The 12,979-nt window shown below is 52.3% G+C and carries 13 protein-coding genes; 5 read left to right on the forward strand and 8 right to left on the reverse strand.

Annotation, left to right across the window (positions count from 1 at the left end; genetic code table 11):
* Nucleotides 1-46: 46 nt before the first annotated feature.
* Nucleotides 47-1,153, reverse strand: coding sequence for a Gfo/Idh/MocA family protein (locus GNP95_RS07525; RefSeq protein ID WP_155610246.1), 1,107 nt, complete (start codon nucleotides 1,151-1,153; stop codon nucleotides 47-49).
* 145 nt (nucleotides 1,154-1,298) lie between these two features.
* Between GNP95_RS07525 and GNP95_RS07530 the strand changes: the two genes are divergently transcribed.
* Complete coding sequence (locus GNP95_RS07530) at nucleotides 1,299-2,117, forward strand: AraC family transcriptional regulator (protein ID WP_155610247.1); 819 nt, start codon at nucleotides 1,299-1,301, stop codon at nucleotides 2,115-2,117.
* Between the two features lie 60 nt (nucleotides 2,118-2,177).
* Here the strand turns inward: GNP95_RS07530 and GNP95_RS07535 are convergent, their stop codons facing one another.
* Complete coding sequence (locus GNP95_RS07535) at nucleotides 2,178-2,885, reverse strand: TerC family protein (protein ID WP_155610248.1); 708 nt, start codon at nucleotides 2,883-2,885, stop codon at nucleotides 2,178-2,180.
* A gap of 357 nt (nucleotides 2,886-3,242) precedes the next feature.
* Between GNP95_RS07535 and GNP95_RS07540 the strand changes: the two genes are divergently transcribed.
* The 3 genes from GNP95_RS07540 to GNP95_RS07550 all read left to right on the forward strand — a co-directional run bounded on the left by GNP95_RS07540 (nucleotide 3,243) and on the right by GNP95_RS07550 (nucleotide 5,141).
* Nucleotides 3,243-3,848, forward strand: coding sequence for a TVP38/TMEM64 family protein (locus GNP95_RS07540; protein WP_155610249.1), 606 nt, complete (start codon nucleotides 3,243-3,245; stop codon nucleotides 3,846-3,848).
* A 31-nt stretch (nucleotides 3,849-3,879) separates the two neighbouring features.
* Entirely contained in the window at nucleotides 3,880-4,875 is a 996-nt protein-coding gene (gene msrA / locus GNP95_RS07545) for a peptide-methionine (S)-S-oxide reductase MsrA (protein ID WP_155610250.1), read from the forward strand.
* 74 nt (nucleotides 4,876-4,949) lie between these two features.
* Nucleotides 4,950-5,141 (forward strand): DUF2188 domain-containing protein, encoded by a 192-nt coding sequence (locus GNP95_RS07550; RefSeq protein WP_155610251.1) that lies wholly within the window; start codon nucleotides 4,950-4,952, stop codon nucleotides 5,139-5,141.
* 34 nt (nucleotides 5,142-5,175) lie between these two features.
* On the opposite strand, the gene GNP95_RS07555 is transcribed toward GNP95_RS07550, so the two are convergent.
* Nucleotides 5,176-5,838 carry a YitT family protein gene (locus tag GNP95_RS07555; protein ID WP_155610252.1) on the reverse strand — a complete coding sequence of 221 codons (663 nt, stop codon included), beginning with the start codon at nucleotides 5,836-5,838 and terminating at the stop codon, nucleotides 5,176-5,178.
* Nucleotides 5,839-6,298: 460 nt separating this feature from the next.
* On the opposite strand from GNP95_RS07555, the gene hmpA reads away from it, so the two are divergent.
* Entirely contained in the window at nucleotides 6,299-7,540 is a 1,242-nt protein-coding gene (gene hmpA, locus GNP95_RS07560) for an NO-inducible flavohemoprotein (RefSeq protein WP_155610253.1), read from the forward strand.
* Between the two features lie 19 nt (nucleotides 7,541-7,559).
* Here the strand turns inward: hmpA and GNP95_RS07565 are convergent, their stop codons facing one another.
* The 5 genes from GNP95_RS07565 to GNP95_RS07585 all read right to left on the reverse strand — a co-directional run bounded on the left by GNP95_RS07565 (nucleotide 7,560) and on the right by GNP95_RS07585 (nucleotide 12,936).
* Complete coding sequence (locus tag GNP95_RS07565; RefSeq protein WP_155610254.1) at nucleotides 7,560-8,063, reverse strand: Crp/Fnr family transcriptional regulator; 504 nt, start codon at nucleotides 8,061-8,063, stop codon at nucleotides 7,560-7,562.
* A 137-nt stretch (nucleotides 8,064-8,200) separates the two neighbouring features.
* Nucleotides 8,201-9,154 (reverse strand): glycoside hydrolase family 10 protein, encoded by a 954-nt coding sequence (locus GNP95_RS07570; protein ID WP_155610255.1) that lies wholly within the window; start codon nucleotides 9,152-9,154, stop codon nucleotides 8,201-8,203.
* Nucleotides 9,155-9,223: 69 nt separating this feature from the next.
* A complete protein-coding gene (locus tag GNP95_RS07575) occupies nucleotides 9,224-10,588 on the reverse strand; it encodes a nucleotide sugar dehydrogenase (RefSeq protein WP_330163307.1) in 1,365 nt (454 codons plus the stop codon).
* A gap of 51 nt (nucleotides 10,589-10,639) precedes the next feature.
* On the reverse strand, nucleotides 10,640-11,449 hold the full coding sequence (locus tag GNP95_RS07580; RefSeq protein WP_155610257.1) for a response regulator transcription factor: 810 nt from the start codon (nucleotides 11,447-11,449) through the stop codon (nucleotides 10,640-10,642).
* A gap of 110 nt (nucleotides 11,450-11,559) precedes the next feature.
* Nucleotides 11,560-12,936: a glycosyltransferase family 2 protein gene (locus GNP95_RS07585; protein WP_155610826.1), complete on the reverse strand. Its 1,377-nt coding sequence runs from the start codon at nucleotides 12,934-12,936 to the stop codon at nucleotides 11,560-11,562.
* Between the last annotated feature and the right edge of the window lie 43 nt (nucleotides 12,937-12,979).

Raw genomic sequence — 12,979 nt, forward strand, 5'->3', positions numbered from 1 at the left:
ATTGGATGGAATAACCATTGTCTAAGAAGCTTCAAACTAGCCAGGCCTATACAAGCACTGCCTTGTCAGCTGGACGATAACCCCCGATCGACGGCAATGATGAGGCGCTTTCCAGATGAATATGTCTTTCTTCCTTAGATGAAGACAGGAAAGCATGCATCGCTTCGAGCACATGGTAGGCGAGCTTGCCGCTGGCCCGGTGCTCCCGGTTCTCGAGAATCGCTCTAGCCATGTCTTCGATCCCCTTGCCTCTCTCGTTGGCGCCTCCGGTGAAAGCAGGCTCAACGACGCTCCATTCTTCGGAGCCGTATTTGCGAATCTTCACTTCACCGTCAAAGCAGTTCGGGTCGGGAACAAGCAGCGAGCCTTCCGTTCCATATATTTCAATGCGGGGAAGCGTGCTGCCACCAGGAATGTCGAAGCTCGTAATCAGGGTACCGATCGCTCCGCCTGCAAAATCAAGCGTTCCGCTGTAATGCGTCGGCGTATGCACGGGAATGCGCGTGCCTGCCCGCGGACCGGACTTCACGATACGCTCTGGGAGCAAGCTTTGCGCTGAACTGCTAATGCGAGTGATCGGCCCGAGCAAATTGACCAGTGCCGTCAAATAGTACGGCCCCATGTCGAACATCGGTCCGCCGCCCTCCTGGTAGAAGAAATCCGGGTTCGGGTGCCATCCTTCCGGCCCTGCTCCCATCATAAACGCCGAAGCCGCAACCGGCCGACCGATCCGTCCTTCCTGAATCGCCATGCGGCTAGTCTCCAGCCCCGCTCCGAGGAACGTGTCAGGCGCACAGCCCACGCGCAGCTGCCTTGCCTCTGCGAGCTCTAGCGTCCGTTTAGCGTCTTCAAGCGATATCGACAACGGCTTCTCCGCGTACACGTGCTTGCCATGCTCCAGAGCCGCAATGTTGATCGCCGCATGAGAAGCCGGAATCGTGAGGTTGAGAATGATGTCGATGTCCGGGGACTGCAGCATCTCTTCCACGGAGTATACTTGCTCAATACCGTATTCCTTGGCCCGTTCCGCCGCCTTCTCCGGCAGCAGATCGGCCAATGCCGTTACTTTGGCAACGGTGCTGTCCTTCAAATAATTCAAATAGGCTGGGCTGATGTTTCCACATCCGATGATTCCAATTCTCATGGCTGTCATTAGAGTTACCCCCAGAAGCGTTATTGTTGTTTTGCCGTCACTCTATTAACATAGTAATTAAATCGGTTGCAATTTAAAATGAATAATATGATTGAGACATGAACAATCTGCTTATTATTTTTTACGAAGCAATGGAGGACAACGTATGCGACTTCATGATGACTTGCAAATACTGACAGCAGGCTACTCCGTTCACCGCAAGCCGTTCCATATGTCCAATGATGACGGATTGGGCCACTTTCTGATTCGTCTCCAGACGGCAGGCCGGTGCCGAAGCCGCATCAACGGCCAGCTTGAGCTGCTGGAGCCGGGCGATCTTCTGCTGTTTGCCCCCGAGGAGCCTTACGAGCTGAAAATCGAAGCCGAGCAAAATCAATCCGGCGAATTTACGGTGGACAGTGCGGATTATCATATCTTCCTGTCCGGCGCCTGGGTCGAGCGATGGTGGCAGGAGACCAAGCGGCCGCAAAAGTTTAAGGTTACCTTGTCCGAGGGCCTCGTCGGCGCCTTCCGGCAGATTATGATGGAGCAGCGCAGAATTTCCAATCCATCACCGGAGATCGCCGGATATTACCTGAAAATTTTATGCCTGGATATCGACCGCAACCTGCAAGAGCATCAGGTTCTGTCGCCCCAGTCATATCTTGCCCACCGCATCAAGAACTATATCGAGGAGAACGCTTCCTCCCCGTTTAAGCTGGAGGATGTTGCTTCCCATGTCGGCATCAGCGTCTCCCGGGCGGTATTCCTGTTTAAACAGGCATTCGGCACGAGCATCATTCAGTACACGCTGGAAGTCCGGATTAACATGGCGCGCGAGCGCATCATCTACAGCCCTTTATCCCTGGAGCATGTCGCGGAAAGCTCAGGTTTTCCCAACTACAACTATTTTCACCGCCTCTTTCGCAAGCGGTACGGCATGTCGCCCAAGGAGTTTCGCCAACGCGCCCGCAGCAGCGGCTGAACGAAATCATTATAGCGAAACGCCGCCCTGTCCTATGACAAAGCGGCGTTTCCATGTTTTTTATATCGGAGAATTTCCTTGATTCAAGGCTTGTTCGATTTGGCGCTTCTTCTCCTGGTTTTTCTTCACATAAGATCCAAGCGCTACGATAATGATGATACAAATGATTTCAAATCCGTATTTGACCCAGCCTGCTGCGAACCAGCCTTCAATGAGCGGCTCTTGGACAAGCATTTTGGCTGCGGTCCATGCCAGCACGGCCGCGCCGATCGTAATCACGAACGGGAAGCGATCCGTAAGCTTCAGTATCAGCGTACTTCCCCAGACCATAATTGGAATGGAAATCGCCAGCCCGATAACAACCAGGACGAAATCCCCATGAGCTGCACCTGCCACGGCCAACACATTGTCCAGACCCATCATCGTATCGGCGATGATGATCGTCCGGATCGCTGCCCACATTTGGCTGCCTGCATCGATTTCATGATCCTTCTCATCCACCAGCAATTTGTATGCAATATACAGCAGCATCAGGCCGCCGGCGAGCCGAAGCCCTGGAATAGTCAACAGCTGCAGCACAAGCAGGGTCATGATGACGCGAACGAGAATCGCTCCGACCGTTCCCCAGAGGATTACTTTCTTCTGGTCCTCTTTCTGTACGTTGCGTGCCGCAAGCCCGATCACAATGGCGTTGTCGCCTGCAAGAACAAGATCAATCAGCACGATCGACATCAGCGCGGTCCAAAAGTCCAACGAAGTAAAGTCCATTTTCTCTCTCCCTTTCTTTATTCCTGCGATGAACTTGTCCCAACAAAAAACGCCGTGCCGGTATTGGGCACGACGCTTAAGCATCCAAAGAGACCTTCACCCAATACACGTGCGGGCAAAGGTCTCGCCAACAACATCCAATGTTGTCAATAAAGCCGGGGACAATCCATCCCGTAATGACGACTTTACTGTTACAGCTACTCCCCTTTGGGAACCATACATCCATATAATGTGATTATTATAACACGGTCTTAGCCCAAGCGCCAGATATCTTGAAAAAAATATGAAACTCGCACAACCTTTCTAGCAAGCCCGCTTCTTTGGTATGATACAGAAAGAAAGAGAGGGCCTTGTCCGATGAAAAAATGGTCTGTGGCAATACTGTATGCTGCGTTATTCCTGCTAACCTACATCTATCGTCATGAGCTTGCGGGATGGATTCAAGGATCGCCTCCAGTCTGGCTGCTGCTGGCGCTCTCCACTCTGCTGGCTCTGTTCCCCGTCATGCCTTATAAGGTCGTGGTCGCCGCTGCGGGTTATGTGATGGGCACATGGAGCGGCGGAACCATTATCTTGATCGGCTCTACGCTGGCCGGTGCCATCGTATATGGGGCGGCAGCGCTGTTCCGGGAGTCCGCGGCTAGCTGGCTGGCCCGTTACGACAAATTGGAGCGGCTGACGCAGTTCTCGTCCAGCAGGCCTTTTCGCACCATCGCGATTTGCCGCTTGATCCCGATCCTGCCCCAGACGGCAGTTAACATTTATGCAGGCGCCACAGGGATGTCCTTCCTCCACTTCATCCTTGGTTCTCTTGTCGGCAAATTGCCTGCCGTTTACGTTTATGCTTACGTGGGCTCAACCCTGACAGAGCGTCCGCTTGCCGCGGGGGTTATAGCCGTGTCCTATTTCGTGGTCCTGCTGCTTCTGCTGTGGGTTTGGGGATTTCGTCAAAAAAAGATATAATAAAATTTAAAATGAAACGGAGGAGTGCATGATGAGTACAACGCCAACGTCGAATAGGGAGCTGGCTACGTTTGCCGGCGGCTGCTTCTGGTGCATGGTTTCGCCCTTTGAGGAGCTGCCTGGCATCTACGGCATCGTCTCCGGCTATACAGGCGGCCATACGGCAAACCCTACCTATGAAGAGGTCTGCTCTAATCGCACCGGACATTATGAAGCGGTGCAAATTGCTTTTGACCCCTCTGTGTTCCCGTACCGGAAGCTGCTGGAGCTGTTCTGGCAGCAGATTGACCCGACCGATGAGGGCGGTCAATTCCATGACCGTGGGGATTCGTATCGAACGGCGATTTTCTATCATACGGAGGAGCAGCGCCAGGAGGCCGAGGCGTCCAAACTGGCCCTGGAGCAAAGCGGAAGGTTTGCAAAACCGATCGTAACAGCCATTCTCCCGGCTGCGCCATTCTACCCTGCAGAAGAATACCATCAGCAATACCATAAGAAAAATCCTGCCCATTACCGGAGATACCGCAAGGGCTCGGGGCGGGAGGATTTTATCGAGCGGCACTGGTCGGGCCCGGCCGACAAAGTGGAGCTGCAGCAGCGCCTGACCCCGATTCAATATGAAGTGACCCAGAACAACGGAACGGAAAGACCGTTCACCGGCGAATATTGGGATAACGAGGCTGATGGCATCTATGTCGACATCGTGTCCGGCGAGCCGCTGTTCAGCTCCAGGGATAAATATGACGCCGGCTGCGGCTGGCCGAGCTTCACGCGACCTTTGCGATCATACAGTATCAAGGAAAAACTGGATACAAGCCACTTCATGATCCGTACCGAAGTCCGCAGCCGTGAGGGCGATTCCCATTTGGGTCATGTATTCGATGACGGCCCGGAACCAACCGGTCTGCGCTACTGCATCAATTCGGCGGCACTCCGTTTCATCCCTAAGGAGGAGCTTGTACAAGAGGGATACGGGGAGTATCTCTACCTGTTCGAAGAGTCCGGGCAGTCCGGCAGCGATGAATAATAAACCGTGTTAGCGCGTTTCTGAATCAGGGTAATGAGTATAGGAATACTACCCTCACAAGGAGGAGATAATCCATGCCCTGGAACCAACAGGATTACCCGGTATCCATGAAAAACCTGGATGCGCGCGTCCGCAACAAAGCGATCGAAATCGCGAATGCCCTGCTTGAGGAAGGCTATGAGGAAGGCAGAGCCATCGCGATCGGCACGGCAAAGGCACATGAATGGGACGACAACCACCCCAAGCATCATGACGACAAAAAATAATGCCGCCGCAACGGCAAAAAAACAGCTCAGGCTATCAGGCCCGGGCTGTTTTTTCTTTGATTGCATATGGCACACGGAGAACCGGGGTATCTTGCTTCCCGCAGTTTACGGTCCAGGTGATCGTCTTGCCAGCGATCAGCACGGCCAGGATCGTGAATACCGTTTCCGTAAATGGTAAATATATTAAAGATATGCCTAGAACCAAGGCATCCATCAGGATGAAAACCGTACCGATCTTCAGGCCGGATCGTTCACTGATGATGAGGGACAGCATATCGTCCCCGCCTGTAGCCCCGCCTACCCGCAGCACAACGCCTGCGCCGATTCCCGTGAACACACCCGACAGCAGCGCAGCAATCGGCAAATTATCCTGCAGATTTAAGATAAACGGCGAGAACCGCTCGCATAGCTCATAAAATGCCGAGAATGCCAGTGATGCAAATAACGTATTTGCAATAAACTTGCGTCCTTTTAAGAACACAGCGGCGATCAGTACCGGAATATCCAGCATGATCATGCTCAGAGCCGGCGGCAAATCGAACAAATACTTGCCCAGCAGCGCCAGGCCCACGAATCCGCCTTCGGCTAAACCGTTCTGAAAATTAATATGATAATACGTGAAAGCCAATAAAAACGTACCCAGCAACAGCATTGTTACCTGCAAGCTCAAGGCTTGCCAGTCTACTTTTTTCCCCATTTCCAATCCCTCTTATCGTAGTTTGGTCAACCTTGCGGCCGCACCCTACAAAGAAGGTTGGTGAGGAGTTCATCCTTCGCATCATTCCACGCTTCCTTCGTAGGGTGGTTAGTCTAAATTACCGACGACACTACGAAAAGAAGCTAAGTGTAAGAGAGATCACAACGTTTCCAAATCGTCCTTAGGGATTTCGTCCTTCGGGAACCCATGGTATCCTGATCCTTTCTTTTTTGGTTTGTATCTATCTTTATTATAACACAGCGGCAATGATGACTAAACAGCTTGCCTCAGAAATAATTATTTCGTTCCTCCTTGATGTGATTAAATTCATTGCAATCTCTGAGTTGTTCACATTTTAGGAATTTTTCCTGTGACGAAAATCACCTTTTCGGCCTGAAGGCGGTTCTATACTGGTGAAGAAATGCGAAACCACAATTTAAATTAGAAAGAGGGTACTGTTATGCTTGATTCACGAACAATCGAAATCATTAAATCCACAGTTCCTGTGCTGGAAGTGCACGGAGAAACAATAACCCGCACATTTTATGAAACGATGTTCAGAAACCACCCCGAGCTGCTGAATGTATTCAACCACGCCAACCAGCGCCAGGGCAAGCAGCCGACAGCGCTGGCCAATGCGGTCTACGCCGCCGCCGCGAACATTGACGCCCTGGAGCGTATCCTTCCTGTCGTCCACGGCATCGCCCAGAAGCATCGTGCGCTGGGAATTCTTCCCGAGCATTATCCGATCGTAGGTGAGAACCTGCTAGCTGCGATCAAAACCGTGCTGGGCGAAGCGGCTACCGATGAAATTATCGAGGCATGGAGCAAAGCTTACGGGGTCATTGCGGATGTCTTTATCAGCGTGGAGGCGGGCATGTACGAGCAAACCGAGCAGCAGCCCGGAGGATGGAGAGGCTTCCGCCGCTTTATCGTCGACCGCAAGGTACAGGAAACGGCGGAGGTAACCTCTTTCTATCTCTTGCCAGAGGATGGCAACGCAACTGCTTCATACGAGCCGGGACAGTACATTACGGTAAGAGTTAAGCCGGAAGGCCAGGAGTTCACGCACCTTCGCCATTACAGCTTGTCCACTGCCCCAGGAGCCGGCTACTACCGGATTACCGTCAAGCGGGAGGACGCTGGCGACGATCGGCCGGCTGGCATCGTGTCTACCTATCTTCATGAGCAAATTCAGGAGGGCGGCATTCTCGAGCTTAGCGCGCCTGCGGGCGATTTCACGCTGAATCAGAACCTAGGTACGCCCGTCACACTAATCGGCGGGGGCGTAGGTCTGACGCCACTGGTCAGTATGCTGGAGACGCTGCTGCAGCATTCCGATCGCGATATCGTCTATATTCACGCCGCCCGGAGCAAGGGGCACCATATCCTAAAGGAACATGTGGCCAAGCTGGCCGCCAATAATTCTACCCGCTTGAAATGCTACACGGTCTATGAATCGGCTGCGGACAGTGAAAGATGCGACAAAAGCGGCTATATCGACGCTTCGTGGCTCTCGCAGGTTGCGCCCCTGGAATCCGACTTCTATTTCTGCGGACCGGTGCCGTTCATGCGGGCGATCAATCAAGCCCTGCACAGCCTGAACGTGCCTGAAGCGAATATCCATTACGAATTTTTCGGACCGGCCGGCAGCCTGGGCAGCCCAAGCGGCTCCAGCCCAAGCTCTAATTCTGAGGAATAGGCTGCAGCCGTCCGGCCGCCTATGCGTGCTGCCCGCGCAGCAGACGGTTGACCGTTTCCCTCCGGATCCCGATCAATTGGCCGATCTCTTCCTGAGTCAAATAGTCCGTAAGAGGAACGCCGTTGGCGTGGTGGCTGAGCCACTTTTGCAGCAACTCCAACCGTTCGCCGGGGGTGCCTACCGTAAGATGATCGAGGCGCTCCTGCATAAAGCGGACCTTCTCCTGAAGCAGTCGGGCGACTTCCAGCGGCTTCTGCGGGTTCTCTTCGAGCTCACGGTACCATTCCTGGGCCGAAATGACCTCTACTTCGCTGCGAATGAGAGCTATTGCCGTGCCATGCGTCTCCTTCGGGGAGATTAGGGAGTGGTGCGGCACCGTCTCGCCGGGATACAAGATGTTGAACAGGACCATATTGCCGTTCTCATGCAGCCGCGTTACCTTGAACAGGCCGCTTTTAATATGGTAGAGATATTTTCCTTCATCGCCCTGGCGAAATAAAATCTCTCCTTTATGCAGAATCATCGATATCGCTCCATTCGTTGGTTTAAACTCTCGTAGCAATTATTATAGCAAAAAAACACATCCAAGCGTTTATTCCTGATCCATGCAGCAAGCCCAGCGCCTATACAGGCGCTGGGCTTGTTGTACTTCCTTGATGATTATGGGGAGGCATCGTCTGCGGACGTACCGTCCGTTTTTTGCGCCACCTTTGTCTCCTGCTTGTCCCGCCAGGATTCATAGCTATGCACGGCAACGCCTTTAAACGAGGAATGCTTGCCGACCAGGGACACCAATTTGTCCAGCTCCTGCGTCACGGATTCCAATGGCTGTTCGTAGAATGACACGCCTGGTCCCTCCTGGCTTTTGGTAAGCTCGACGCCTACCCAGACCTGCTTATTCCGCTCGTCGGCTTCCTCCAGCGTCGCCCGCGACACCTCATAGATGGCTTCCGCTGCATCCCGGTAGGCCATAATTGCCACATAATCGAACTTATCGACCATCCACTGCCGCAGATCGCGGCCTTTTCCGAGCTCCTCATGCTCGATGCCATTGAGCCAGAAGGGAACCGCTGCTCCAATTTTGAGCTGATCGCGCTGTGCACGCTCCACCCATATTCGGGCGCTCTCCATCCATTGCTCGACCATGGCATCCTGCTTCGTTCCCCAACTCTTCAGCAGGTAAGGCTCTACGTCGAATTGCACGCCTGCAAAGCGCTCTTCAGGCCTGGATTGGTCATTGTATTGCTTGACCCAATCGAGAAAGCGGACCGCTTCCTTGCGCTGCTCCCGCAAAGCCCATTCCGGATGCCCGTTCAGGGCATGAACCTCCAGCTCGGCTTTGGTTGCAGCAGCCACAAACCGCCGGTACGAGGCATCGCTTACCTCATTTCCGATTTGCAAAAACACGGTCGTTACGCCGTTCTCTTTAGCGAATTCAATAATATCCTGCGTATGGCTCTCCACAAGCCGGGCGTCCCAAAGCCAGGTCGCCTTCGCTTCCGGGACGGAAGGACGGAGTAGAACAACAAACAATCCAGCAAGTAGGACGATTGATCCTGATGCCAATACCATGATGAGCCCTCTATACCGTTTAAATAACGATTTGATATTCATCTCCGCCTCCACTCCTGTTTTATCCGGGCCAAGCCCGTTTTTCTGTTCTGTTTAAGCCAATCTCTTCTCTTAACCTACGATCAGCGCTTCGGCCTGCTCGTCCACATGCTGAACGGAATGGCCGAGCTTGTACACGTGAGGCAGCTTGAACTCCTTGAATGCATTGCGCGTATCCAGAATCGGAACGCCTAGCGAGGCGATGGCGCTGTAGTCGAGATCCGAGTGATTTGTCACCAGGACCATGCAATCATAGGATTTGAACTTTTCAAGGTCATACTTCACGCTATGAACGGTGACACCGGCTTTGTCCTTGAAGCTTGTAGCAAACGGATCATAATACTCCACGGCTGCACCGCTGTCTTTATACAACTCATATACTTCAAGACCCGGCGACTCCCGGAGATCGCTGATATCCGGTTTATAAGCCATGCCGAGAATAAGGATGTTCGACTTTTTAATAGATTTCGCATACTCATTCAAAATTTTCGAGGTTTTGTTTACTACGTAATAAGGCATATTGTCATTTGTCGATTGAGCAAGCTCAATGAACTGACTGTAGAAACGGAATCCTTTTGCCTTCCACGACAGGTACATCGGATCAAGCGGAATGCAATGTCCGCCGATTCCCGGCCCCGGGTAGAATGGCATGAAGCCGAATGGCTTCGTCTTCGCAGCATCGATGACCTCCCAGACATCGATGCCCATCCGGTCGCACATCATTGCCATTTCGTTAACGAAGGCAATGTTCACACTGCGGAATGTATTTTCAAGGAGCTTAGACATTTCTGCCACCTTTGGCGACGATACGGGAACGACCGTCTCGACATACCGGCTGTATACGGCTACGCCAAGCGCCAGGCATGCCTCCGTCGTTCCGCCAATGACTTTCGGCGTATTGAATGTATTGAATTTCGTATTGGACGGGTCTACCCGCTCCGGTGAGAAGCAGAGGAAGAAATCCTCTCCGACTACATACCCGAGGCTTTCCAGCTCGCGCTGGATCAGCTCCTCCGTCGTACCCGGGTACGTCGTGCTTTCCAGCGTAATCAGGACGCCTTTTTTCATATAACGTTTAATGTTCTCCACTACGGTCACGATGTAGGATGTGTCTGGATCTTGATTTTCGCTAAGCGGAGTCGGCACGCAAATGCTGATCGCATCGACGTCCCGCAGGGCTGCATAATCGGAAGTTGGCTGGAACCGTCCCGTTTGCACGACTTCGCTGAGTGTCGTGGAGGAGATATCGTGAATATAAGATTCCCCGCGGTAAATCTGGTCGATCTTTCTGGAATCCAGATCAATACCTACGACCTTGAATCCTTGCTTGACCATTTCTACGGCCAGCGGAAGGCCGACATATCCGAGGCCCACGACGCACAGCACGGCATCTTTTGACTCAATAGCTTCCAATAAATCACGGTATTGTTTATTCACAGGTTTCAACCTCCATATTGTCTAGTAGTTGTTTTTTTCTATATTTAATATTTAGTGAATGCAGCGCCGAATCCGCGCATCCAGTTCAACTGGCGAGAAGGGCTTGGTGATGTAATCATCTACACCGCTTTGGAAGCATAGACTGATCGTTTGCTCTACGCGCTGCTCGGTCAGAACAACAATTTTCGGCGTGTTTTTAACGTTGAGCTGCTGGATATGGTGAATATAAGGCAGGCCGTCGATGCCATACAGATTCAACTCCGTCAGCACCAGATCCGGATTCCAGCTCTCGATAAGCTCCAGCGCGGAAATTCCATTATCCGTTACGGTTGTGTCATAGCCCTGCATCTGCAGCCTGATTTGCAGAAACTCGCGAACCGCAGGATCGCCTTCGACGATCAGGATACGGCTTTGCGATGAGTGAAACTCTTGTCTCGTAAAAATATGGATATCCCCGGAAGGGCTCAGCTTCGCGGACTCCTCCATTTGCTTCAAAACCTGCTCGCTCAGCTCGCCTTGCTCGGGAAAGCTCGACAAGGTCATGTGCAGATCCAAGTCTCCGACGATTTCCTGAATCCGCTGCTTCAACAGCAAGCCCTGAAAATGAACGGAATCAAGCGGCTGCCCGGGCAGCAGAACGGCATAGCTGCCAGGTTCGTTACCGCTCCAGAGCTCAAAGGTTACGCCGGGCTGAGATTCTAAAATTCCGCGAATTTGCGTCTCCAAATAGGATGGAGCACTTGCGGAATAGATGAACAGAACCCCATTGGCCTCCTGGACAGATTCCCTCACATGCCGCTCGATCGTTGAATATAAACTGGATTGCTTGATTTCGGTTTGCAATGCTGCCGTATTCGGCATCTGAATTCCCGCCTTTCTTTGAATTAGGATGGTTTAGCCCTTTGCGGGCTGTTACTGCCTTGGCTATCAACTCCCTTCCCGGACTCCTCGTCCAAACAAGCCCTTAAGCCTTAAGCGGTCTTGGCCGCTTTGCTTTCTTCTTTCCAGCTTGTCCGGGTCATCGTTCCCCAGGAATTGTTATTGCGCATAAATTGAATATGGCCTTGAATCCGCCAAAGTCCGCCAAGCTGGGCATAACCGAAGAACTTCAAAGCAGAGAACAGCAGCAGGCGGGCCAGGTCGGACAGCTTCGTAAATCGCTTGAAAGCAAGCTCCTCCAGGAACAAGGCGCCGATGCTAAGCAAATAACCGCTCAAAATATTGATGAGCCCGAACACGACGAGAATTTTCCAATTCGTCATATCCATGATCGTATAACCGACCAGCGCAAGCAGCCCTGTAATTTTGAAATATGGATTAAGTGCTTCGAAAATAATATTGTAGGGCATTGTCAGCAGCCCCATGACCTTATATTTCGGGTTAAAGGCCATATCGTAATTCTCGATCATGTTCTTCAGATTACCGCGTCCCCAACGCTTCCGCTGATTGGACAAAATGCGGTAAGTATCCGGCGCCTGCGTCCAGCATACCGCTTCCGGACAAAAGGCGACGCGGTATTTCAGCTTGTTCTCCAGCATATAGCGATGCAGCTTGATAATGATGTTCATGTCCTCGCCGGGATATCCTCCACGGTATCCCCCTACGGCGATGACATAGTCCTTGCGGAACATCCCGAACGCCCCGGACACGATAATCAGCCCGTTAATGGAGCTCCAGCCGATGCGTCCGCCGAGGAACGCCTTCAAATATTCGACAGCCTGGAACATCGGCCACATTTTGCGCGGCAGCGATACATGCTTGACCGCCCCGTTCTCGATCACACAGCCGTTGGCGATCCGGACGTCCCCGCCAATCGCTACGGTCTCTTCCGGATTCTCCATGTACATCCGGGCCATGCGGATCAAGGCGTCCTTCTCCAGCAGAGAGTCGGCATCGATGGAGGAAATAAGCGGATAGTGGGACAGATTGATGCCCGCATTCAGAGAATCCGCCTTCCCGCCGTTCGGCTTATCTATTACATAGAGATGCGGATACTGAGGATTGTAATAGACAGCTGTAATCGGCTGGCAATCGATCGAGTTCCGCATTTCCGGATTTGGCAGCGGCTCGAGGCCAAATTCCTCCCGTAATACTCCCAGCGTGTTATCGCTGGAGCCGTCGTTGATGACGATTACCTCATAGGTCGGATAATTCAAGGTCAGCAAGCATTTCACATTCTCGATGACCGTGAGCTCCTCGTTAAAGGCCGGTACAAGCAAAGAAACGGACGGCACCAGCTCCGAGCCCGAGAGCGTGTTGTATTTCGAATAAGCCGACCTGCGGAAAATCGTCATGATGTTCCGGAATGAAAAAGCCATAATCGTAAAATAAATCGTATTTACCGTCATTACATAGTAAATAGCAAACAAACCGTAAATCAGCAAAATGTCT

The organism is Paenibacillus woosongensis (assembly GCF_009725165.1).
GTDB classification, from domain to species: domain Bacteria; phylum Bacillota; class Bacilli; order Paenibacillales; family Paenibacillaceae; genus Fontibacillus; species Fontibacillus woosongensis.

Excerpts from the sequence above, each read along its gene's own strand:
- GNP95_RS07525 (WP_155610246.1), bottom strand. The coding sequence starts at position 1,153 with ATGACAGCCATGAGAATTGGAATCATCGGATGTGGAAACATCAGCCCA.
- GNP95_RS07530 (WP_155610247.1), top strand. The coding sequence starts at position 1,299 with ATGCGACTTCATGATGACTTGCAAATACTGACAGCAGGCTACTCCGTT.
- GNP95_RS07535 (WP_155610248.1), bottom strand. The coding sequence starts at position 2,885 with ATGGACTTTACTTCGTTGGACTTTTGGACCGCGCTGATGTCGATCGTG.
- GNP95_RS07540 (WP_155610249.1), top strand. The coding sequence starts at position 3,243 with ATGAAAAAATGGTCTGTGGCAATACTGTATGCTGCGTTATTCCTGCTA.
- msrA (WP_155610250.1), top strand. The coding sequence starts at position 3,880 with ATGAGTACAACGCCAACGTCGAATAGGGAGCTGGCTACGTTTGCCGGC.
- GNP95_RS07550 (WP_155610251.1), top strand. The coding sequence starts at position 4,950 with ATGCCCTGGAACCAACAGGATTACCCGGTATCCATGAAAAACCTGGAT.
- GNP95_RS07555 (WP_155610252.1), bottom strand. The coding sequence starts at position 5,838 with ATGGGGAAAAAAGTAGACTGGCAAGCCTTGAGCTTGCAGGTAACAATG.
- hmpA (WP_155610253.1), top strand. The coding sequence starts at position 6,299 with ATGCTTGATTCACGAACAATCGAAATCATTAAATCCACAGTTCCTGTG.
- GNP95_RS07565 (WP_155610254.1), bottom strand. The coding sequence starts at position 8,063 with ATGATTCTGCATAAAGGAGAGATTTTATTTCGCCAGGGCGATGAAGGA.
- GNP95_RS07570 (WP_155610255.1), bottom strand. The coding sequence starts at position 9,154 with ATGAATATCAAATCGTTATTTAAACGGTATAGAGGGCTCATCATGGTA.
- GNP95_RS07580 (WP_155610257.1), bottom strand. The coding sequence starts at position 11,449 with ATGCCGAATACGGCAGCATTGCAAACCGAAATCAAGCAATCCAGTTTA.
- GNP95_RS07585 (WP_155610826.1), bottom strand. The coding sequence starts at position 12,936 with ATGACGGTAAATACGATTTATTTTACGATTATGGCTTTTTCATTCCGG.